Origin of the sequence: Gordonia sp. OPL2, assembly GCF_003797825.1 — a bacterium.
Lineage (GTDB): Bacteria > Actinomycetota > Actinomycetes > Mycobacteriales > Mycobacteriaceae > Gordonia.
The window spans coordinates 1-447 of sequence record NZ_RKME01000083.1; the positions used below are offsets into that span (position 1 = coordinate 1).

A 447-nucleotide genomic window follows, 5' to 3' on the forward strand; every position below is an offset into this window, starting at 1 on the left:
CCTTAATGCCATTCGTACATTGATTACCTTACGCACGCGCAGCTTATGGGTAATGGCGATTTTTATTGTGCTGACTGGCGGAATTGGCCTCGCGAAGTTCCATCATCCTGTCGAACTATTGCCGGTTATCGGTACGATTGTCAGTACCTGGGCGCTGTTCCGCTGTAAAGGGCTCACCATGCGCTGCGTGATGTGGTTTTCAACGTGTTGCTGGGTGATTCACAACTTCTGGGCGGGGTCGATAGGCGGCACAATGATTGAGGTTTGTTTTCTGCTTATGAATGGCTTGAATATCATTCGTTTCGGGCGGATGCAGAAAAGGGGAATTTATCCGTTTAAAGTAGAGAAACCCCCTCCCGCCGTAGACGAAAGGGGTTAAACAATTAATTACGCAGGGCGCTATTTGCCAGACGATCGTCTTCCGCCTGGCAAGCTGCCGCAGTGAAC

The 447-nt window shown here is 50.1% G+C and carries 1 protein-coding gene; it reads left to right on the forward strand.

Annotated elements, in window-relative coordinates; genetic code table 11:
- Positions 1-379 (forward strand): YgjV family protein (locus tag EEB19_RS26380; protein WP_187590289.1); only part of this gene is annotated, 379 nt, incomplete at its 5' end.
- Positions 380-447: the final 68 nt, after the last annotated feature.